Origin of the sequence: Tabrizicola sp. (assembly GCF_030373185.1) — a bacterium.
Classification (GTDB): Bacteria; Pseudomonadota; Alphaproteobacteria; order Rhodobacterales; family Rhodobacteraceae; genus Tabrizicola.
Genome location: NZ_JAUCZH010000001.1, coordinates 742,629 through 763,149, shown reverse-complemented (window position 1 = coordinate 763,149; position 20,521 = coordinate 742,629). Strand labels below are relative to the sequence as shown.

General features: G+C 62.8%; 18 protein-coding genes. 6 read left to right on the top strand and 12 right to left on the bottom strand.

The window, feature by feature from the left end; translation table 11 throughout:
• Entirely contained in the window at positions 1–525 is a 525-nt protein-coding gene (locus QUV21_RS03690) for a component of SufBCD complex (RefSeq protein WP_300853191.1), read from the bottom strand.
• A gap of 139 nt (positions 526–664) precedes the next feature.
• Here QUV21_RS03690 and hemB point away from each other — a divergent pair, with 139 nt between their 5' ends.
• Positions 665–1,666, top strand: coding sequence for a porphobilinogen synthase (gene hemB / locus QUV21_RS03685; RefSeq protein ID WP_300853190.1), 1,002 nt, complete (start codon positions 665–667; stop codon positions 1,664–1,666).
• Here the strand turns inward: hemB and QUV21_RS03680 are convergent.
• The 3 genes from QUV21_RS03680 to guaB all read right to left on the bottom strand — a co-directional run bounded on the left by QUV21_RS03680 (position 1,660) and on the right by guaB (position 6,531).
• The gene (locus QUV21_RS03680) at positions 1,660–3,642 is read right to left on the bottom strand and encodes an ATP-binding protein (protein WP_300853188.1); all 1,983 of its coding nucleotides are present in this window, start codon (positions 3,640–3,642) and stop codon (positions 1,660–1,662) included. The two genes, hemB and QUV21_RS03680, sit on opposite strands and share 7 nt — an antisense overlap.
• A gap of 199 nt (positions 3,643–3,841) precedes the next feature.
• Complete coding sequence (locus QUV21_RS03675) at positions 3,842–4,993, bottom strand: RsmB/NOP family class I SAM-dependent RNA methyltransferase (RefSeq protein ID WP_300853187.1); 1,152 nt, start codon at positions 4,991–4,993, stop codon at positions 3,842–3,844.
• An 89-nt stretch (positions 4,994–5,082) separates the two neighbouring features.
• Positions 5,083–6,531 (bottom strand): IMP dehydrogenase, encoded by a 1,449-nt coding sequence (guaB, locus tag QUV21_RS03670; protein ID WP_300853186.1) that lies wholly within the window; start codon positions 6,529–6,531, stop codon positions 5,083–5,085.
• 136 nt (positions 6,532–6,667) lie between these two features.
• Here guaB and QUV21_RS03665 point away from each other — a divergent pair, with 136 nt between their 5' ends.
• Positions 6,668–7,363 (top strand): type 1 glutamine amidotransferase, encoded by a 696-nt coding sequence (locus QUV21_RS03665; protein ID WP_300853185.1) that lies wholly within the window; start codon positions 6,668–6,670, stop codon positions 7,361–7,363.
• A 13-nt stretch (positions 7,364–7,376) separates the two neighbouring features.
• Here the strand turns inward: QUV21_RS03665 and QUV21_RS03660 are convergent, their stop codons facing one another.
• From QUV21_RS03660 to QUV21_RS03650, 3 genes are all read right to left on the bottom strand, one after another.
• Positions 7,377–8,372, bottom strand: coding sequence for a tellurium resistance protein (locus QUV21_RS03660; protein WP_300853184.1), 996 nt, complete (start codon positions 8,370–8,372; stop codon positions 7,377–7,379).
• Positions 8,373–8,444: 72 nt separating this feature from the next.
• Positions 8,445–9,230 (bottom strand): phytanoyl-CoA dioxygenase family protein, encoded by a 786-nt coding sequence (locus tag QUV21_RS03655; protein WP_300853182.1) that lies wholly within the window; start codon positions 9,228–9,230, stop codon positions 8,445–8,447.
• 52 nt (positions 9,231–9,282) lie between these two features.
• Positions 9,283–10,134 (bottom strand): GNAT family N-acetyltransferase, encoded by an 852-nt coding sequence (locus QUV21_RS03650; RefSeq protein WP_300853181.1) that lies wholly within the window; start codon positions 10,132–10,134, stop codon positions 9,283–9,285.
• Between QUV21_RS03650 and QUV21_RS03645 the strand changes: the two genes are divergently transcribed.
• Positions 10,134–10,277 carry a hypothetical protein gene (locus tag QUV21_RS03645; RefSeq protein ID WP_300853180.1) on the top strand — a complete coding sequence of 48 codons (144 nt, stop codon included), beginning with the start codon at positions 10,134–10,136 and terminating at the stop codon, positions 10,275–10,277. The genes QUV21_RS03650 and QUV21_RS03645 overlap by 1 nt on opposite strands.
• Here the strand turns inward: QUV21_RS03645 and ugpC are convergent.
• The 5 genes from ugpC to QUV21_RS03620 all read right to left on the bottom strand — a co-directional run bounded on the left by ugpC (position 10,268) and on the right by QUV21_RS03620 (position 16,907).
• Positions 10,268–11,353, bottom strand: coding sequence for a sn-glycerol-3-phosphate ABC transporter ATP-binding protein UgpC (gene ugpC, locus QUV21_RS03640; protein WP_300853179.1), 1,086 nt, complete (start codon positions 11,351–11,353; stop codon positions 10,268–10,270). The two genes, QUV21_RS03645 and ugpC, sit on opposite strands and share 10 nt — an antisense overlap.
• 14 nt (positions 11,354–11,367) lie before the next feature.
• Positions 11,368–13,002: an alpha-amylase family glycosyl hydrolase gene (locus QUV21_RS03635; protein WP_300853178.1), complete on the bottom strand. Its 1,635-nt coding sequence runs from the start codon at positions 13,000–13,002 to the stop codon at positions 11,368–11,370.
• A 5-nt stretch (positions 13,003–13,007) separates the two neighbouring features.
• Positions 13,008–14,150, bottom strand: coding sequence for a carbohydrate ABC transporter permease (locus QUV21_RS03630; protein WP_300853177.1), 1,143 nt, complete (start codon positions 14,148–14,150; stop codon positions 13,008–13,010).
• 27 nt (positions 14,151–14,177) lie between these two features.
• A complete protein-coding gene (locus QUV21_RS03625; protein WP_300853176.1) occupies positions 14,178–15,419 on the bottom strand; it encodes a sugar ABC transporter permease in 1,242 nt (413 codons plus the stop codon).
• A 135-nt stretch (positions 15,420–15,554) separates the two neighbouring features.
• Positions 15,555–16,907, bottom strand: coding sequence for an ABC transporter substrate-binding protein (locus QUV21_RS03620; RefSeq protein WP_300853175.1), 1,353 nt, complete (start codon positions 16,905–16,907; stop codon positions 15,555–15,557).
• Positions 16,908–17,169: 262 nt separating this feature from the next.
• On the opposite strand from QUV21_RS03620, the gene QUV21_RS03615 reads away from it, so the two are divergent.
• Genes QUV21_RS03615 through QUV21_RS03605 form a run of 3 tightly spaced genes read left to right on the top strand, consistent with a single transcriptional unit; the run spans position 17,170 to position 20,515 of the window.
• On the top strand, positions 17,170–18,198 hold the full coding sequence (locus tag QUV21_RS03615; RefSeq protein WP_300853174.1) for a substrate-binding domain-containing protein: 1,029 nt from the start codon (positions 17,170–17,172) through the stop codon (positions 18,196–18,198).
• 4 nt (positions 18,199–18,202) lie between these two features.
• Positions 18,203–19,531 carry a GH1 family beta-glucosidase gene (locus QUV21_RS03610; protein ID WP_300853173.1) on the top strand — a complete coding sequence of 443 codons (1,329 nt, stop codon included), beginning with the start codon at positions 18,203–18,205 and terminating at the stop codon, positions 19,529–19,531.
• A 9-nt stretch (positions 19,532–19,540) separates the two neighbouring features.
• Positions 19,541–20,515 carry an ROK family protein gene (locus QUV21_RS03605; protein WP_300853172.1) on the top strand — a complete coding sequence of 325 codons (975 nt, stop codon included), beginning with the start codon at positions 19,541–19,543 and terminating at the stop codon, positions 20,513–20,515.
• Positions 20,516–20,521 lie beyond the last annotated feature (6 nt).

Here is a 20,521-nt window from a genome sequence, read left to right as displayed (position 1 = left end):
TCAGTTCAGGATGGAGATGTTGACGTTGGTCCACATGCCATACATCGCGGTAACAAAGACCGCCACCATCCCGATGCTTTGCGTCCACCTGCGGTGAACAAGCAGACGGCGATAAAGCGGCTCCCCAAGATTCTCGCCGGCAGCGATCCTGCGGCAGGTCCGCACACTCAGCCACACAACAACCGACATCGGTCCCAGAAGCATGAATACCGCCTGGGCAAACTCGATCTTGTAGTAGAAGCCCAGGACGGCAAGGGCAGAAAGCCAGAAACAGGCAAGGCCGACAATCACCGGGGCGCCCCTGTCAACCATGGTCAGAAGCCGACCAGAATTGATCCGGACAAGGTCTTCGACATCGGTCTGGGCTTGTCCACCTTCACGCCGGCCACGCTGGATCATGTCATGCGGGACGCCAAGCACCCAATGGCTGGTCGAGGACCAAAGCACCGCAAGCGCGATCCAGTACCAAAGATTGGAGAAGGACCGCATGTCGATCACCTCGAAAACCGTGTCGAACAAGTCCACCTTTCGGGTCTTCCTTTCTGGTTGCCCCGCATTGCCGCCCCAGATGCGAGCGAGGTCTCTTGAGGCGCGTCACATTCCATGGCAGGCAGGAAGCTAACTCGCAAGCCCCCGCTTGCAATGCCAGTCAAGGAGCGTGCGCATGCAGCCCGTTTTTGCCCCCTTTCCGCAAGGCCGCTTTCGCCGGACGCGCCGCAGCGAGGCTTTGCGCGCGCTTACCCAAGAGGTCAGCCTGACCGTGGGCGACCTGATCTGGCCGGTCTTCGTGCGTGACGGGGTAAATGTGCGCGAGCCTGTCGCCTCGATGCCAGGGGTGGAACGGCTTTCGGCCGAACTGGTGGTCGAAGCGGCCGCGATGGCGCGGGATCTGGGCATTCCGGCGATCTGCCTGTTTCCCTATACCGATCCGGCCCTGAAGACCGCTGATTGCCGCGAGGCGTGGAACCCCGAAAATCTGGCAAACCGGGCGATCCGCGCGATCAAGGCGCAGGTGCCGGAGATTGCGGTCATGACGGATGTCGCGCTTGACCCCTACAACGCACATGGCCACGACGGGTTGGTGCAGGACGGCATCATCCTGAACGACGAAACCATCGAGGCACTGGTCAGGATGACCCTGGCCCAGGCTGAAGCGGGGGCCGATATCCTTGGTCCCTCGGACATGATGGACGGTCGGATCGGCGCGATGCGCAGTGCGCTTGAAATGGCGGGCCACAAGGATGTGGCGATCCTCAGCTATGCGGCGAAATATGCCTCGGCCTTCTATGGGCCGTTCCGGGATGCTGTCGGTGCGTCGGGGGCGTTGAAGGGTGACAAGAAGACCTATCAGATGAACCCGGCCAACAGCGACGAGGCGCTGCGACTGGTGGCGCGTGACCTGTCGGAAGGGGCGGACATGGTGATGGTCAAGCCCGGCATGCCCTATCTGGATATCTGCCGCCGGGTGAAGGATGCCTTCGGGGCGCCGACCTATGCCTATCAGGTGTCGGGTGAATACGCGATGATCCGGGGGGCGGCGCTGAACGGCTGGATCGACGGTGAAAAGGCAATGCTGGAAAGCCTGATCGCCTTCAAGCGCGCCGGCTGTGACGGGATACTGACCTATTTCGCCCCCGAAGTTGCGCGGCTTTTGCGGCATCAGTGAAACTGGCCCTGCACGGTCGTTGTCAGATCGTTCAGGGAAAACGGTTTTGGCAGAAAGACCGAATTCGGGATCCGGGCCTGATCTTCCGACATTCCATCTTCGGCGTAGCCCGAGACGAAGACAACCCGGACATTGGGGCGGTCTTGCAACGCCTGCCGCACCCAAGTCGGGCCGTCCATGCCGGGCATGATGACATCGGTGACGAAGACATCAACCTCCAGCGTGGAATCCTCAAGGATCGCCAGCGCGTCTTCGGCGCTTGCGGCCTCCAGCACTGTATAGCCGCGCAGGCGCAGCGCCCGGCCCGCAAAGGCGCGCACCGGTGCCTCATCCTCTACCAGAAGCACCACCCCTTCGCCCTGCCGGGCCGACGCGCGACGGGTTTCCGGCTCGGCCGGTTTGGGCGCTTCGCCGTTGAAGACCGGGAAGTAGATCGAGAAGGTTGACCCTGCGCCCGCCACCGAATCCACAAAGATGAAGCCGCCTGACTGCTTGACGATCCCGTAAGCCATTGACAGGCCGAGCCCGGTGCCTTCGCCAACGCGCTTGGTGGTAAAGAACGGCTCGAAGATCTTATGAAGGTTTTCTCCAGTGATGCCGATGCCCTGATCCTTTACCCGGATCACCGAATAATCCCCTGCCGGCACCGAGGCACGGTCACGCTTCAGATCTTCTGCCAGGGTAAGCGGTTCCGTCTCGATCTCGATGCTGCCGCCGTTCGGCATCGCGTCGCGGGCGTTGACCACCAGGTTCATCAGCACCTGTTCCAACTGCCGTCGGTCGGCGCGGATCGGAAGCAGCGGGCGTGCCGCCTTCTGACCAAGATGTGACAGTTTAAGACCCACCCGTTCCAGCACCAGCCGGTTCAGCAGATGGGTCAGATCCGACAGCACGTCTTCCAGATCAAGCCGCTCCGGCTTCAGGGTCTGCTTGCGCGAAAAGGCCAGAAGCTGCCCCACCAGTGATGCCGCCCGGTTGGCATTCTGACGGATCTGCTCCAGATCGGAGAAATCGCTGTCTTCGCGGCCATGACGCAGCAAAAGCAGTTCGCAATGGCCCGAGATTGCTGTCAGCAGGTTATTGAAATCATGCGCAATTCCTCCGGCAAGCTGGCCAATTGCCTGCATCTTCTGGCTTTGGACGAATTGCGCTTCCAGCGTCTTCAGGCGCGTGGCATCGTTCAGCACGGCCAGCACCGAGATCCGCCCGCCGTCGTTGAACCGATGCAGACTGACCTGAAGGAAGGTTTCCTCGTCTGCCTTGCGGGCGCGAAGCACTTCGGTTCCCCCGGGCAAGCGGCCCGCGACGACATCAGCCAGCCAGTCCGATACCGGCCGGCCCAGCCCTTCAAAGAGGTCGTGAAACAGCATCGACCGCAGTTCGCCTTGCAGCATCAGATCGCGTGCCACCCGATTTGCGCTGCGCAGAACACCGTCAGGGCCAAATGTCATCAGCGCCACGGGAACATCTTCCAGATCGCCGCCTGCCGCATCGCCAGCGGGGCGGTCCACCCTGATCTGTTCGCCCATGTCGCCGCTTGATGTGGTGAATTCGTCAATCCGCCAGAAATAGCGATCTGGGCCGGAGCGATGCACCGCCAGCCGCAGTGTTCCGGTTCTTGTCGGCACATCATGGCGTGCCGCACCCGCCGTTTCGGCCTCGTTCTGCAGCCGCAGGAGCAGCATCCCGGGGTTGAGGACGTTGCTCGACAGGGCCTCGATCATCGAGCGGCTGTCAGTGCCAAACCGGGTTTCCGCGGCGAGGTTGCGCAATATCACATGACCCGCAGCGTCGGTCGAGAAACATGCGGCAGCATCATCAGCGACCAGCCGGAAGGTCCGACCCTGTTCAATGGCCAATACGGATTTGTGCCACAGCCCAACGCCGGCCAGCACCAACCCGAGGATCCCAAGGCTCAGCCCGGTGAAGCCCCCAACGGACCCAAGTGCGACCCAGCCACCAGCCCAGTTGCCCAACAGAGCCGCCCCGACGCCAGAAAACGCAAGGCTTGCCGCAAACGGCCAACGATCTGGACGAAAGAGCGTTCTGCTTCCGGATCCGACCAAATTCCCGCCCGCCGCTGCCCGTGCCGGCCCCCACCTTCGCAGCGAAAAGGTTAATTGATGCTTAACGCGACCCTAGCTCAGGTCGTGATGCGCGCAGGGGTTGCAACGATCAGTCATTGGATCGACGCATGATTGCAAGAAAAAACCCGTCTCCTCCAGACAATGGCGTCAGCGCAAGCTCTTGTTCAAGCTGCCAGCCCTGATGCGCTGCAAGGAAGGTTTCACGCTGCTGGGTGTTTTCGCTGCGCAAGAGCGAACAGGTGGCATATGCCAACCATCCTCCGGGCCGGACCATGGCCGCGGCTCTTTTCAGGATCGAGCCCTGTTCGCTCAGCAAGGTTGCCAGACGGTCCGGCGTCAAAGCCCATTTGCCCTCTGGATCACGCCGCCAGCTGCCAGATCCCGAACAGGGGGCATCGACAAGGACCAGATCAAACGGAGCTTCTGCCTCAGGCGTGGCGGTCAGGCTGACCTCAACCCCGGCGCGGCGGGCGCGCTGTGGCAGATCGGTCATGCGGCGCGGGGCGATGTCATGGGCGAACAGGTCCAGCCGAGCGCGAGCGGCCATGGCAAGTGTCTTGCCACCCCCCCCCGCACAATGGTCCAGAACACGCATTCCGTCGGTCAGCGGCAAGGCAAGGATCACGGCCTGCGAGGCTGCGTCCTGCAATTCCACCAGCCCCGACTGATAAGCGCCCGAGTTTTGCAGGCGACGGGCATTTTCGGTGATCTCAAGCGCGGTTTGCGCCAGCGGATGCGGCCGGGCCGCAATACCCTCTGCGGCGAGGGCGGCGATGGCCCCGGAAAGGTCAGTCTTGCCGGTGTTCACGCGGACAAAGACCGGCGCGCGCTGGCGCATTGCGGCCAGCACAGCCGGGCAATCCGGCCCAAGGCTTTGCCGCAACTCGCCCAGCAGCCAATCGGGCGCATCAAGGGATTCATCGGCATCCGGCTCATGGCCAGTGTCGGCTTTGCCTGGCGGCGGGGGGGCATGGCCGACCCCGTCAAAGAGCAACTCCTGGCCAACCTCGCGGCAAATGCCAAGGACCAGGCCCCGGCCTGTCAGCCCGCCCCCGCGCGCCGCCGCCGATCGCCGCCGCCGCAAGGCATCAAACACCAGATCGCGCACCGCAGCCCGATCCCCCGATCCGGCAAAGCGGCTGGCCCTGCCCCAGTTCGTCAGCGCGCGTTCGATGGGCGAGCCTGCAAGGTGCCGGTCAAGGATTTCAATGGCGGCTGACAGTCTGGCCGATGGTGTCATGTTGCCCCTGATGTATGGACTTTGGCAAACTGCCCCCGCCTGTGACGACACGCCTGTGACCGCCCGCCTTGACCGGCTGAGTGGCGGTTTCAGCCAACCCGGTAGTTCGGGCTTTCGCGGGTGATCTGCACGTCGTGGACGTGGCTTTCCTTCAGGCCAGCCCCGGTGATCCGCACGAACTTGCACTGCGTCCGCATTGCAGCCACGGTGCCACAGCCGGTGTAGCCCATCGCCGCGCGCAGGCCGCCGACCATCTGGTGAATGACCGCCGCAGCGCTGCCCTTGTAAGGCACCTGCCCTTCAATCCCTTCTGGAACCAGCTTGTCAGACGCCGCGTCCTTCTGGAAATACCGGTCCGCCGACCCCCGCGCCATTGCACCAAGGCTGCCCATGCCTCGGTAGGCCTTGAAGGACCGCCCGTTCCACAAGATCACCTCGCCGGGGGATTCGTCCGTCCCGGCGATGGCGCTGCCCACCATGGCGCAGGACGCCCCCGCCGCAATCGCCTTGGCGAAATCGCCGGAATACTTGATGCCGCCATCGGCAATCACCGGCACGTCGCCCGCCGCACGGGCCGAATCCATGATCGCGGTCAGCTGTGGCACGCCCACGCCCGCCACGATCCGGGTGGTGCAGATGCTGCCCGGCCCGATCCCGACCTTTACCGCATCAGCCCCCGCCCCGATCAGCGCCCGCGTCGCCTCGGCCGTGGCGACGTTGCCTGCCACCACCTGCACCGTGTTCGACAGCCGCTTGATCCGTTCGACCGCGCGGGCCACGCCTTCGCTATGGCCATGCGCGGTGTCGATCACCACCAGATCGACACCCGCATCAATCAGAGCCTCGGACCGGGCAAAGCCCGCATCGCCCACGGTTGAGGCCGCCGCCACCCTTAGCCGCCCCAGATCATCCTTGCAGGCCTGCGGGTTCAGCACGGCCTTTTCGGTATCTTTCAGCGTCAAAAGTCCGGTCAGTTTGCCCTGCCCGTCCGTGACCAGCAGCTTTTCGATCCGCCGCGCCTTCATCAGGCTGATGGCCTGCGCCCGGTCCACCGGTTCACGCAGCACCGCCAGATTGTCTGATGTCATCATCACCGAAACCGGAGTGCGGTCATCGGACGCAAATCGCATGTCGCGGTTGGTCACGATGCCCAGCACCTTGCCCGTCGCATCAACCACCGGAAAACCGGTGATCGAATAGCGTTCCATCAAGGCCTTGGCATCGGCAAGGGTCTGATCGGGGGTCAGGGTGATCGGCTGATAGACGACGCCGCTTTCAAACCGCTTCACCCGGCGCACTTCACGCGCCTGCGCCTCAAGATCAAGGTTGCGGTGGATCACCCCGATCCCGCCCGCCTGCGCCATGGCAATCGCCATCCGGCCTTCGGTCACGGTATCCATCGCGCTGGACAGCAGCGGGATGTTCATCCGGATCGCCTTGGTCACGAAGGTTGATGTGTCGGCATCCGACGGCAACACGCTTGATGCCGCTGGCACCAAAAGCACGTCATCAAAGGTGAGAGCCTCACGAATCTCCATGAAAAAACCCTTTCGGAGGTGGCGTCGTTTGGCGGTTTGCCTTTTCACGCGCGCGCAGGCTTGGCAAGGGGAAATGCGCCCCCTTGCGGCTTTGGCTGGCCCATGCAGAGTGTCCACGCCAGAAGGAAGCCAGCCGATGCGCGTTGCCATTGTCGAAAATACCCAGATCACCCATCACGGACAGGTGGGCGTGGCGCTGCATGAACGCGCGGCGCTGATCGACCTTTGGAAGCCCTGGACCGGGGCCGCCTTGCCCGCCGGGGTCGAGGCGGATGCGCTGGTGGTCTTTGGCGGCGAACAGTCGGCCACCGATGATCACACCCACCCCTATCTGCCCGATCTGGCCCGTTTGATGGCCGACTATACTGCGGCAGACCGTCCGGTTCTGGGAATTTGCCTTGGCTCGCAATTGCTGGCACGGGCATTTGGTGCCGAAAACCGGCTTGGTGTGGCACCGGAATTCGGTTGGGTCGATGTCGGGCTGACCGCGGCCGGGCGGGTCGATCCGGTCTTGTCGGTGCTGCCTGAAACCTTCCCGATCTTCCAATGGCATTCCGACACTTTCACCCTGCCCGGCGGGGCCGTGCATCTGGCGACAAGCGCAAACGCCGCAGCACAGGCCTTCCGCATCGGCCGCGCGACCTATGGCACCCAGTTTCACTTCGAGGCCAGCCGGGCCGTGGTCAGTGACTGGGTGGCGAAGTTTCCCGAAGGTATCGACCGGATGGCACCGGGCTGGGCCGAACGCCACCCCTTGGAAGCTGAAACCCGAGGGGCTGCGGCCGATGCGCATGGGCTGGCGCTTGCGCGGGCCTGGGTCGGGCTGATCTGAGGTTTCTGCGGGCCTAAGCCTCGGCGGCGTTTGTCACCTGACCAAGACGCCCGCCCGGCCAGCGCTTCAGCACCCACCAGGCAATTGCCGGTATGGCCGCAAGCCCGATCGTCAGAAGCGCAAGCCCCGGTACCTTCCATATGCCGGCTTGCAGCAGCATGGCCTGTGTCAACGCAGCCAAAGGAAAGGTAAAGCTGCCCCAAAGCGGCGTCACGCCACTGACCGTCACCCAGCGGCCCGCCGCGACCAGCCCCAGCGCGAAGACCAGCGCAAGCCCCAGAAAGCCCAGAGCCATTTCGGATTTTCCCAGCAAGGCCGCGACGATGGCCATCAGGCTGGCGGGCGCCACATGGATCGCCAGCAGCGGGCGGAGCGGCACCGGCGGCACATTGCGAAGAAATTGCAGCCCGCTCAGGCCCCAGATCAGGACCGCAACTGGCAAGGTCAGCCAGAACAGCGCTTCGGCCAACCCCGTCCAGCCCAGCAGAAGGGATGCCGGGGCCGCGACGATGAAACCCACGAAGCTCAGATGCCACGTCGGGTTCACCTCGCGTCCGGCGGGTGGCAGGCTGATCAGAAGCCGGATCAACAGCACGGCAAGGACCGCATGCACACAAAGGGCAAGGACCAGAAGCGCCGAGGCCGCGCCCGGCACATAGGGCGCAAGTAGCGCCGCCGCCGCCATCCCACCCATTGCCATGGCAGCAAGCCCAGCCCGACCGGGCAGAACCCGCAGATCATCCATCACCACTGACGGGCGGCGTGCCAGCTTTGCCGCATAGGCGAAGGCCGCGAATGCCCAAAGCGGAACCACAAGGCCGGCAAGAAGTTGACCTGCCGCCGCGGGCAGGCCAACCAGCGCCAATGCAATGGCCAAAGCCTGAGCCAACCCCAAAAGCCCCAGAATTGGCGAGAAAATCGCCGGCGGGGTCTTGGCGAAGGCGGCCACCTTGCGTGGCGGAAACTCTGGCGGTGGATAGCGTTTCGGACGGGCATCTTGCGGGTTCATCGGGTTCTCCTTGCCCCTGTCATACCGCAGCATTGCGTCTTGGCAATGGCGCTTGGTGGCCCTTGCCTGGACCTAGTGCCGCAAGACCGGGAACCAGTCCTCGCGAAGGCGGTCACCCGGTTGCATCCCATGCCCCGGAAACGGCGGCGAGGTTGGCCCGGGCCGTTCCACATAGCGCGCGTCATCCCCCACCAGACGCAGCGAAAACGCCCGCCGCCGGGTGGCGGCACTGTTGCCGCGCGCGCCGTGCAGGGTGCGGAAGTTGAAGGCCACCGCATCACCCGGCTCCATCTGCCATTCGCGGATTTCCATCCCTTCGGCCTCCGGGTCCGGGACGGGGATATAATCATGCTCGCCGGGGTAGAAGTTGGTCTCGGCCATCCAGCGGGTGGGAATCACATCCTTTGGCCACAGGTGGCTGCCAGCCACGCAGCGCAGCGCCGCCTCGCGCACCGGATCAAGCGGCGACCAAAGGCTGACGGTCTGGCGTCCTTCGACAAAGTAATACGGCCCGTCGGTGTGCCATGGCGTCGGCTTTGTGGTGCCGGGTTCCTTGACCAGCACATGATCGTGGAACAACTGCACCCGGTCCGACCGCATGAGTTGCGCGGCCACCTCTGCCGCTTCGGACTGACGGATGACGGCGCCAAATTCGGGAATGCGGGACCAGTTGCAATAATCGTCGAAGAAATAGCCCGGCTCTCCGGGTTTCAGGGTGGCCATCTGATGCGTTGGACTTGCCATATTGCGGGCGATGCCGGCGCGCAGCATGTCGACCCAATCAGCCCAGAGCCCCTTGATCAGCACCACACCGTCGCGTTGATAGGTCTCGATCATCTCATCGGTTACCGTAACCATCTGGCCCCCCATTTTTCGCCACCCTGCCCCGGGCGCGGTGCAAGGGCAAGCCTCAGGGCAAGACCAGAAGCGTCGCCCCCAATGGCCGCAATGCCGCGCCCGATCCAAGTTTGAAACGTGCCAGACCTGGCGCTGCATCCGTGTTGACGGACCCAAGGTCAAGCCAGCACACGCCTTCTGTCTGCAGCGCCTCGGCGGCGCGGACCAGCATCAGGCGGTGGACCCCGGCCAGCCGCGCCACAGGCGATGCCCAGCCAAGATGATAGCTGGCTGAGCGACCGTGCCGGACAAAGGCCATCGCGGCCTGAAGCTGGCCATCCTTGCGCCATTCCCACAGCCGCAAGGCGCTGCCCGGCAAGGCAAGGGTGAAGGCAGCCGGAAGTGCGCGATAGCGCCGCATGCTGCGTTGCAGCCCCTCGGCGCGGAGCAGTGGGCCAAGGACCGCGCAGTCTGTCGCCCGGGGGGCCAGCCCGGCGCGTTCTGCCAAAGCCAGACCGTTGCGCCATTTTCCCGCCATTCTGGTGCGCAGGTTGCCAGGCGGATCGGGGCAGAGATCCCAGACCGCGTGATGCACGGGCGTGACAAGGGGGATCAGGCCGACCCCGACAAGCGCCGCTTCGGGTGTGGCAAGCGTGACCCCGAACCGCCGCGCCATCCCGCGCAGCGCAGTTCTGCGAACCGAGGCCCCTGCCGCCTCCGTCCAGACCGGCCCGCGTGAGATCAGGCGGAAGGGGCCACGGTCAACCGCCAGCGCAAAGCCGATGCCAAGATCGACCCATTGCGCCTTTGCGCCGCAGGCAACCGCGGCCCGGCCATAGACCGCGCTTTGCTGAAACGGCAGAAAGAAAGGGTGCGTGTCATCACCAAGAACCATGCCGCCATTAACGGCAGGGAAAGATTTCAATGACCTTAATCCAAGCCATGAAACGGGTATCCCTGACCAAGACCCCTGCCCCGGCCCCAAGGCTTACGCTTTGGGTGCCGGTGTTCATCGCCGCTGCACTCAGCCTGTTCTGGCTTGGGATCGTGGCACTGACCTACCTGTAAAGCAGCGACCGTCCATTCGCAAAAAGATGCACCTTGTTCGAATCCGCTGTCAGCTTAACTTCGGTGCGGCGCAACTCCGGGCGAATTCCCGGCAGCTTTGCCACAATTTGCGCGCCATCGGCGGTTTTCTGGAAGTAAAGCAGGGTAACTTCGCCCAAGGCCTCGGTGATCTCGACTGTCCCCGCATGAATCGCGTCACCGTCGGTTTCGGTGAAATCCTCGGGGCGCACGCCGATCTTTACCTTGAGGCCCTTGTCGGCACTTTGCGTCGGGACATGCGTGCGCGCCAGCCCGCCATTTTCCAGACGCACTACGGTGGTTTCGCCGGTCTCGATCACCTCGCCGGGCAAAAGGTTCATCGACGGGCTGCCAATGAACTGTGCCACAAATTCATTCTCGGGTCGCTCGTAAAGTTCCAGCGGGGTGCCGACCTGGCTGATCCCGCCGCCTGCCAGCACCACGATCCGGCTGGCAAGGGTCATCGCCTCAACCTGATCATGCGTGACATAGACCATGGTCGAGTTTGGCATCGCCTCTTTCAACTGGGCAATCTCGATCCGCGTTGCCACCCGGAGGGCGGCATCAAGGTTCGACAGCGGTTCATCGAAAAGATAGACCTTGGGATCGCGCACAATGCTGCGCCCGATTGCTACGCGCTGTCGCTGGCCACCGGACAAGGCCTTGGGCAGGCGGTCAAGATAGGGCGTCAGTTGCAGGATGCGCGCGGCCTTGTCGACCGCCGCGCTGATTTCCGCCGGAGATTTCTTGGCGATCTTCAGAGCAAAGCTCATGTTGTCGCGCACAGTCATGTGCGGGTAAAGCGCATAGGACTGGAACACCATCGCGATGCCGCGCTGTGCGGGTGGCACATCGTTCATCCGCACACCGTCGATGCTGAAATCGCCACCGGTGATGCGTTCGAGGCCAGCGATCATCCGCAACAGCGTGGATTTCCCGCAGCCCGATGGGCCGACAAAGACGATAAGTTCGCCCGTCTGGATCTCGAGGTTGATGTCCTTCAACACCTTGACCTCGCCATAGGCCTTTTCGACGTTCTTCAAGACCAGTTCAGCCATGGTATCCCTCCCCCTCAGCTCCGCCGGGCCAGACAAATGCCCCAAGGGGCCAGCGTCACGCGGCCCCCTGTGGCGGTCTGGCTTCCCAGTTCCGTTCCGATTGTTGTCCATTGACCCTCGGGCAGGCCGATTTCGGCCACCGTGTCCCCAAGGTTGAAGGCGCAGAAGAGATCTTCATCTCCTCTGCGCCGGAAACTCGTTACCCCACCCACGGCGACGATGTTGTCCATCGAGCCGCTACGCAATACTGGATACTCCCGGCGAAAGGCCAAGGCGCGACGGTAATGCGACAGGATAGAGGAGTATTCGTGATCTTGTCGTGCCACCGACAGCGGCAAATGTGGCGATTTCACCGGCAGCCATGGTTTGCCAGTGCTGAACCCCCCACTGGCGTTGTCGGTAACCCAGACCATTGGCGTTCGCGCCCCGTCGCGGCCCTTGAATTCGGGCCAGAACTGGATGCCGTAGGGGTCTTGCAATTCTTCAAGACCCAACTCGGCTTCAGGCAGGCCCAACTCCTCGCCCTGATAAAGGCATAGCGAACCGCGCAGGCAGACCAGAAGCGTGGCATAGGTCTTGGCGGCAGCCTCGGACAGGCCCCAGCGGGTGATGTGCCGCACGGTGTCGTGGTTGGAATATGACCAGCAGGGCCAGGCGTCAGGGGCGGCAGCCCGCATCCGCTCGAAAGTTTCGACCAGCAAGGGAGCGGTCAGCCGGGTCGGTTGCAGCATCTCGAACGGGTAGCACATCTGCACCTTGTCGCCGCCGCTGGTATATTCGGCCATGATTTCAAGGCCCCGCTGGGCATCGCCCACCTCACCCACGGCCGCGGCGTTGTATGGGTTGAGGACGGCGCGGAATTTCCGCAGGAATTCAAGGTTTTCCGGCTGGTTCTTGGAAAAGAGGTGCAATTGGTGATTATAGGGGTTCACCGAAGGCGCGATCGAGTCATTGCGCAATTCCTTGGGCAAGGACGGGTTGTCGCGCAAATATTTGTCGGCAAAGTAGAAGTTGATCGTGTCCAGCCTGAACCCGTCCACGCCCCGCTTCAGCCAAAAGCGCGCAACATCCAGCAGCGCCTCTTGCACCGGTTCGTGGTGCAGGTTGAGGTCGGGTTGCGAGGTCAGGAAGTTGTGCAGGTAATACTGTTCGCGCCGGCCATCCCATGTCCAGGCCGAGCCGCCGAAGACCGAAAGCCAGTTGTTCGGGGGCGTGCCGTCCGGCTTTGGGTCGGCCCAGACATACCAGTCCGCCTTCGGATTGGTCCGGTCCTTGCGGCTTTCGGCAAACCACGGGTGGGCATCCGCAGTATGGGACAATACAAGGTCGATCATCACCCGCAAGCCAAGGTCGTGCGCGCGGCCGACCAGCGCGTCGAAATCAGCCAGCGTGCCGAACATCGGGTCAACGTCGCAATAATCGCTGACGTCATAGCCGAAGTCCTTCATCGGGCTTTTGAAGAACGGGCTGATCCAGATCGCATCCGCGCCAAGACCAGAAATATGGTCCAACCGAGTGGTGATCCCGGCCAGATCGCCGATCCCGTCGCCGTTGCTGTCCTGAAAGCTGCGCGGATATATCTGATAGATCACCGCGCCCCGCCACCAATCCGGGTCCGCCGCCAGCACCTTGCGCCCTTCCCTTTCCATCAGGCTCACTTGACCGACCCCGCCAGCAAGCCGCGCACCAGATAGCGCTGCATGGCGAAAAAGACCGCCAACGGCACGGCGATCGACACGAATGCCGCCGTCGCCAGGATCTCCCAGTTGCCGCCACGGGTTCCCATCAGTTCGACGATCTGCTTGGTCATCACGGTTGTCTCGCCACTTGAATCGAGCAGGAAGACAAGGGCCACCAGAAGGTCGTTCCAGGTCCAGAGGAACTGGAAGATCGCGAACGAGGCCAGCGCCGGGAAGGAAAGCGGCAGCACGATCTTGGTGAAGATCTGGAAATCCGTCGCGCCGTCGACCTTGGCGTTCTCGATGATGTCGCGCGGCAGGCCAACCATGTAGTTCCGCAGAAGGTAGATCGCCAGTGGCAAGCCAAAGCCGGTATGGGCAAGCCACACCCCCAGATAGCTTTTGCCGATCCCGATATCGTTGTGGAGCTTTAAAAGCGGGATCAGCGCGAGTTGCAGCGGAACGACCAAGAGGCCGACAATCGCGGCAATCAGCAGCGCCCTGCCCGGAAAGTCCATCCAGGCCAGCGCATAGGCCGCAAAGGCCGCCACCAGAATCGGTATGATCGTCGCCGGGATCGTCACGGTCAGCGTGTTGAAGAAGGCCTTGGCCATCCCGTCAACGTTGCGCTGATCAAACAGAATGGCGCTGTAATTGTTCAGCGTGAACTCGGGCGGTGTTTCGGCCGTGGTAAAGACCCGTGGCAGGCGCTGGTCGCCGAAATCGCTGGGTGCGGCAAGTGTGTAGTCGCCGTTCTCCCGTACGGTCAGGGCCTGACCCTCGCCAAGATCAACCGTCTCGCCCGGGCCATAGGCCTGTGGCTCGCGGCTGTTGGTTCCCCAGGCGCCCACGGTCACGCCCGTGCGGCCGAAAAGATTGCCGGAAATGGTGAACTGCCCGTCCACCTCGACCACATCGCCCTCGATCCGGATGGCCGGGTTCTGGCGTTCCTGGGTGCCAAGCGAAGACCACCAGCCCGAGGTGGCAATCTGGTCCGAGGTCCGGAACGACGACACGAACAGCCCCACCGTCGGGAAAAGCCACAGCGCCACCAGAAGCGCCATCGAGATATGGACCGCCCAGGTCAACCCGGATTTCTTGCCCACGATGTTATCCATGATCTGCTCCTGTCCAGTCGCGGGCCATCAGCGCATCTCCTTGCGGGCGTTGTAGACGTTCCAGACCAGGATCGGCGTGACCAGCAGCATGATCACCATGGCTGCCGCCGACCCCACGCCCCAGTCATTGGCGCGGAACAGCTTGTCATACATGTAGTTCGCCAGAACCTGCGTTTCCCACTGGCCGTTGGTCATCGCGTAGACGATGTCGAAGACCTTGAGCACGACGATGGTGATCGTGGTCCAGACCACGACTATTGTCCCCATGATCTGTGGCACCTTGATCTGAAAGAAGATCTGGAACGGGTTTGCCCCGTCGACAATCGCCGCCTCGATGGTGTCTTCCGGCACACCGCGCAGCGCGGCGGACAGGATCACCATGGCAAAACCGGTCTGGATCCAGACCAGCACCGCCATCAGGAAGAAGTTGTTCCAGAACGGCATGGTCAGCCAGGTCTGCGGCTCGCCATAGGGCAGGCTTGCCGTGGCAATGCCAAGGATGCCGAAGATCGACTTGTAGATCAGCCAGACCGCCCCCGCCCCGACCAGCACCGCCGCCGCCGTGCGCCAGCCCGACACCGGGCCGTTGCGCTGCACTACTGGCTTTGCCAGCGCCCATGTCATCAGCGCGATCGCTACGGCAAATCCCGCCACCAGCAGGATCGGCACCAGCTTCAGGAACAGGAAAGACCAGATGCTGCCCTCGTCAAAGCTCAGCCAGACCGCGTTCATCACACCGATCTGCTCTTGCCCGGCGGGCCTTGTGTCATAGACCAGTTTCCAGATCACCGCCGCGCCGACAAAGGAAATCGCCATCGGCATGAAGATCAGCGACTTGGCGACATTGCCCCATTTGATCCGGTCCGACAGCTGCGCGGCCAGAAGACCAAAGGCAGTCGACGCGGCAGGCACCACGATCAGCCAGAAGAGGTTGTTGGTCAGTGCCTCCCAGAACTTGGGCTCGCCGCTCATCTTGACATAATTCTCAAAGCCCACGAACTCGAACCCGCCCCCGGCAACCCGCTGGGTCAGCGACAGATGGATCGTGGCAAACACCGGATAGGCCAGGTAAAGCCCAAGTGCCACCAGAGCAGGCATCAGGAACAGCCAGGGCCGGACCATGTTGGCGCGGTTGATGTTGCGACCGGCCATTGCTCCCTTGGCCGGGAACAGAACCTTGTCGAGGAAGAGGTTCGAGAAGTAGTAGTACGCGATACAGCCGCCGACGCCGACGACAATCGTGATCAGGCCCTGAAGTGCCGGATGCATTGGTGGTCCTCCTCCCGGTGTCACGCTCCCCTGGTGGACCGGCTGCACCGGTTCTTTGTCTTGCGGCCTTGCCGGGCCGTGAATAGCCCCTCCCGAAGTCGCGCACCCCGGGAAGGGCAGTTTTTTCGTAGCTTGTTACTTCAGACCGTCCCAGGTGGCCTGGATCGCATCGGCAACCTCTTGGGCCGACTTGCCACCGGCATAATCGACCATGCCGGTCCAGAAGGCACCCGCACCAACGCCGCCCGGCATCAGGTCAGAGCCGTCGAAGCGGAAGGTGTCGGCACCCAGCAGGATTTCGCCCATCTTCTTCAGGGTGGCGTCGCCATAAAGTTCGGTGTTCACGCCCTTGTGCGGCGTCAGGAAGCCGGATTTGGCCATCCACACTTCATGCGCGATCGGGGTCTTCAGCCAATCCACGAAGGCGCGCGCCGCCGGGCTGTCCTTGGTGATGCCGAACAGGGTGCCAGCACCCAGAACCGGCTTGCCAAGATCCTTCTCGGCATAGGCCGGGAAATAGAAGAAGTCGGCGTCAACGCCCATCTCGGTGCCTTCGGGGAAGAAGGACGGGATGAACGAGGCTTGACGATGCATCATGCATTGCGGCGGCGAGGCGAACAGACCCTTCGGGCTGTCGCGGAAGTCGGTGGTGGCCACCGCCCCCTTGCCGCCCGACACGCGATCACCGTCGATGAACCAGCCGAACTCGTCGATTGCGGCCACGACCTTGGCGTCATTGAACGGCAAGTCATTGCGGACCCAGGCGTCGTAGTCAGCCGGGGTCTGGGTGCGCAGCATCAGATCCTCGACCCAGTCGGTCGCGGGCCAGCCCGTCGCGCCGCCCGATCCCAGACCGATGCACCAGGGGGTCACGCCATCGGCAACCATCTGGTCAGTCAGGGTTTTCAGCTCTTCCATGGTCTGCGGCACTGCATAGCCCGCATCCTCGAAGTTTTCCGGATTGTACCAGACCAGCGACTTCACATCGACCTTGTAGAAGAAGCCGAAGAGGCCCGGATTACCGTCCGGACCGGCAAAGCTGGCAAGATCCACCCAGGACTGGCCAGCGGCATAATTGTTGCGCAGCCAGTCGGCATCGGCATCGGTCAGCGGGGCGACAAAGCCCAGCTTGGCAAGGTCTGCCGTCAGGCCAGGCTGCGGGAAGACCGAGATGTTGGCCGACGAACCGGCTTCGGCGTCGATCCGGACCTGCTGCTCAAAGCTGTCGGAGCCAACGTATTTCACGTCAACGCCGGTTGCGGCCTCGAAATAGGCCAGCATCGATTCGACCAGTTCCTGGTCAGGGCCAAGCCACGGCCCGGCAATCGTCAGGACTTCGCCGGCGACCCCGGTGTTCGCGGCCTTGAATTCCTCGAATGAGGCCCAGTTGAACGCACCTTCGCCCACAGGAAACGAAAGATCCTGCGCGACCGCGCCAGATGCCATCAGCGCCAGCGCAGCCGCGCTGGCATAGAGTTTGCACTTCATGTTTTTCCTCCCGGTACCCCCGCCCTCATGGCGGGGCGCTAAGCCAAGGGCGGTAGAATCGCTTCAAACCGCTTTGGATGGCTGAGCCTCGCTTATCACAGGTGATGTGTCAATCCAAAGCGCCTTCAAATCATGCAGGACATCCTGAATCCGCCTTGAATCTACGCCGTAATCGTTTACGGAAGTCGGCGATATGTTTTGACGCACCCAGGATGTGTGGCTAAGGTTTGGGCGGTTGAAACCGTTTTGAGCAGCAGGACCAATGAATCTGAAGGAACTCGCCACCAGACTGGGGTTGTCGCCCACCACGGTGTCGCGTGCCTTGAACGGTTATCCCGAGGTGAACGAAGCCACGCGTGAACGTGTGGTTGCGGCCGCAAAGCGGCACAACTACCATCCGAACACGCGTGCCATCCGTCTGGCCACCGGTCGTGCCATGGCCGTCGGCCACGTCATTCCGATCGCCACCCGACACGAGATCGTCAATCCGGTCTTTGCCGATTTCATCGCGGGCGCGGGCGAAACCTACAGCCGCAACGACTATGACATGGTCCTGTCCGTCGTCCCCGACGATGACGAGGAGAAAACCTATCGTGGCCTGAAATCCAAAGGCAATGTCGACGGAGTCATCGTCCACGCCCCCCGGATGAAAGATCCCCGCATCCCTCTGTTGCGAGAAATCGGCCTGCCCTTCGTCGTCCATGGCCGCGCCACCGGCACGGCCGAGCCCTATTGCTGGCTTGACGTGAACAACCGTCGTGCCTTCCAGCGCGCGACCGAGTTTCTGCTGGACCTTGGCCATGTCCGTATCGGCCTGGTGAACGGCTTGGAGTTCATGGATTTCGCGATCCGGCGTCGCACCGGCTATGTCGATGCCTTGTCGGCCCGGGGAATCGCCCCGGATCCGGCACTCATGGCTTCGGGCGAAATGACCGAGATCGCGGGCTTCCGGTCGGCGCAGGCCATGCTTGCCCTGCCCGATCCGGCGACGGCCATCCTGGCCTCGTCGATGATTTCGGGCATGGGGGTGCGACGGGCTGTCGAAAGCGCAGGGCTTGTCGTGGGTCGTGACGTCTCGATCATCATCCATGACGATGACCTGTCCTACATGAAGAACGGCGAGGATGTGCCGATCTTCACCGCAACCCGATCTTCGGTGCGCGAAGCCGGGCGCCTTGCGGCCGAAATGCTGCTAGGCGTGATCGCCCATCCCGACTCCGGCCCGCAGCAACGCTTGCTCGAGGCTGAACTGATCATCGGCCAGTCAACTGGCCCCGCACTCAAGAACTGAGCCCATGTCATTGTCGCGCTTCGACTTTCCCGAAGACTTTGTCTTTGGTGCCGCCACTGCAGCCTACCAGATCGAAGGATCCGCCTTCGGGGCTTGCGGCCCGTGCCATTGGGACAGCTTTGCCGCGACGCCCGGCAACGTGGTGCGAGCCGAAGACGGTGCGCGGGCATGCGACCACTATCACCAGTGGCCTGCCGATCTTGACCTGTTGCAGGCTGCAAATCTTGACGGCTACCGCTTTTCGACCTCTTGGGCGCGCGTCATGCCGGATGGGGTGAACGTCAACCCTGAAGGTATGGATTTTTATGACAGACTTGTTGATGGCATGCTTGCGCGCGGCCTGAAGCCTTTTCAGACGCTGTATCATTGGGAAATGCCCTCGGCGCTGGCCGACCTTGGCGGCTGGACCAACCGCGAGACCTGCTACCGTTTCGCGGATTTCTCCGAGGCGATAACCCGCCGCCTTGGCGACCGCGTCGCCAGCATCGCCACGGTGAACGAACCCTGGTGCGTCGCGTGGCTGTCGCATTTCATCGGCGCCCACGCCCCCGGCCTGCGCGACATCCGCGCCACGGCCCGGGCAATGCACCATATCCTGCTGGCGCATGGTCTGGCGGTGGAACGCCTGCGCGGGATGGGGCAGAAGAACCTTGGGATCGTGCTGAACTTCGACCACGCCTCCCCGGCATCAGGAAGCGCCGAAGATCGTTTGGTATCAGACCTTTGGGACGGTATCATGAACCGCTGGTTCATCGAGGGGATCGTGCGCCAGGACTACCCTGCCGATGTGCTGGAAGGCCTTGGCCCCCACATGCCCGCAAACTGGCAGGAAGACATGCCTTTGATCGGGCAAAAGCTCGACTGGCTGGGGGTGAACTACTACACCCGACACCTGCACGCCCATGCTCCCGGCACGGCCTGGCCGTCGCTGCGCGATGTCCCCGGCGACCGTCCGCGAACCCAGATGGGTTGGGAGATCTACCCCGAGGGGTTGCATCATTTCCTGACCCGGATGGCCCGTGATTATGTGGGTGATCTGCCGATCTATGTCACGGAAAATGGCATGGCCAATGCCGACCAACTGGAAGATGGTGCCGTAACAGACCGGATTCGCGAAGATTTTCTGTTTTCCCATCTTGCTGCGACAAAGCGGGCAATCGCCGATGGGGCCAATGTGAAGGGCTTTTTCTACTGGTCCCTGCTCGACAACTACGAATGGGCCGAAGGGTATGAAAAGCGCTTCGGTCTGGTCCATGTCGATTTTCAGACACTGGTGCGCACGCCCAAATCCTCCTATCACGCCCTCGCACGCGCGCTGGCTCGCAACGACTAGGAGGCCCCGATGACCCTTGCGATTCTCGCCGATATCGGAGGCACCAACACCCGCGTTGCGCTGGCCGATGGTCCCCGGGTGCGCCTTGACAGCATCCGCCGCTTTCCCAACGCCGAGTATCAGGCGCGCGGGCAGGACATTGCCCATGTGTTGCAGGACTACCTTGCCCAGACAGATGCCAAGGTCAGTGGCGTCTGCGTGGCGGCAGCAGGCCCGGTGCAAGATGGTGTGGCGACCATGACCAATCTTGACTGGGTGATGGACGCGGCCAAGCTTTCCGCGGCGACCGGTGCGAAGAAAGTTGCCATTCTCAACGATTTGCAGGCCCAAGGTCAGGCGCTTGGCCATATCCCGGCTGAAAACCTGCGGCGCGTCATCGATGGCCCGGTCAAGACCGGCGCGCCGATGCTGGTCGTTGGGCTTGGAACCGGGGTCAATGCCGCCCCGGTCCATCCCGGCCCGCAGGGCCGCGTGGTGCCGCCGTCGGAATGCGGCCATGTCAACATGCCGGTGCGAACGGCTGAGGACTTCCGCCTTGCCCGCTTCATTGAAGCGCGCCTTGCCGCCGAAGGAGAAGTCCCCCACGCTGGCGTGGAAGAGGTTCTGGCGGGGCGTGGCCTTGCCAACCTTCACGCCTTCGCTGCCGCCGAAGCTGGTCAGCCGGATAGCCGCACTTCCGCCGAAGTCCTTGCCGCGCTGGCCACAGCCGACGGCACCGCAACACATGCCGCACGGCTTTATGTCCATATCCTCGCCCAGACCCTTGCCGATCTGGCCCTGATCCACCTGCCCTATGGCGGCATCTACCTGATCGGAGGCATGTCCCGCGCCATGACCCCGCATTTCGCAACCTTCGGGTTGGCGGAGGGCTTTCGCGATGCTCGCCGTGTGGACCTGCTCCAGAAGGATTTCTCGGTGACAGTTGTCGAAGATGACTACGCTGCGCTTACCGGCTGCGCTGCCTATCTTGCCAGCAAGGCTTAGGACTGC

Bases quoted from the DNA above. Each gene is read 5' to 3' on its own strand.
- QUV21_RS03630 (WP_300853177.1), bottom strand. From the start codon at position 14,150: ATGGATAACATCGTGGGCAAGAAATCCGGGTTGACCTGGGCGGTCCAT.
- QUV21_RS03675 (WP_300853187.1), bottom strand. From the start codon at position 4,993: ATGACACCATCGGCCAGACTGTCAGCCGCCATTGAAATCCTTGACCGG.
- QUV21_RS03605 (WP_300853172.1), top strand. From the start codon at position 19,541: ATGACCCTTGCGATTCTCGCCGATATCGGAGGCACCAACACCCGCGTT.
- QUV21_RS03610 (WP_300853173.1), top strand. From the start codon at position 18,203: ATGTCATTGTCGCGCTTCGACTTTCCCGAAGACTTTGTCTTTGGTGCC.
- QUV21_RS03660 (WP_300853184.1), bottom strand. From the start codon at position 8,372: ATGAACCCGCAAGATGCCCGTCCGAAACGCTATCCACCGCCAGAGTTT.
- QUV21_RS03665 (WP_300853185.1), top strand. From the start codon at position 6,668: ATGCGCGTTGCCATTGTCGAAAATACCCAGATCACCCATCACGGACAG.
- QUV21_RS03615 (WP_300853174.1), top strand. From the start codon at position 17,170: ATGAATCTGAAGGAACTCGCCACCAGACTGGGGTTGTCGCCCACCACG.
- hemB (WP_300853190.1), top strand. From the start codon at position 665: ATGCAGCCCGTTTTTGCCCCCTTTCCGCAAGGCCGCTTTCGCCGGACG.
- QUV21_RS03620 (WP_300853175.1), bottom strand. From the start codon at position 16,907: ATGAAGTGCAAACTCTATGCCAGCGCGGCTGCGCTGGCGCTGATGGCA.
- QUV21_RS03645 (WP_300853180.1), top strand. From the start codon at position 10,134: ATGACCTTAATCCAAGCCATGAAACGGGTATCCCTGACCAAGACCCCT.
- QUV21_RS03635 (WP_300853178.1), bottom strand. From the start codon at position 13,002: ATGGAAAGGGAAGGGCGCAAGGTGCTGGCGGCGGACCCGGATTGGTGG.
- guaB (WP_300853186.1), bottom strand. From the start codon at position 6,531: ATGGAGATTCGTGAGGCTCTCACCTTTGATGACGTGCTTTTGGTGCCA.
- QUV21_RS03625 (WP_300853176.1), bottom strand. From the start codon at position 15,419: ATGCATCCGGCACTTCAGGGCCTGATCACGATTGTCGTCGGCGTCGGC.
- ugpC (WP_300853179.1), bottom strand. From the start codon at position 11,353: ATGGCTGAACTGGTCTTGAAGAACGTCGAAAAGGCCTATGGCGAGGTC.
- QUV21_RS03655 (WP_300853182.1), bottom strand. From the start codon at position 9,230: ATGGTTACGGTAACCGATGAGATGATCGAGACCTATCAACGCGACGGT.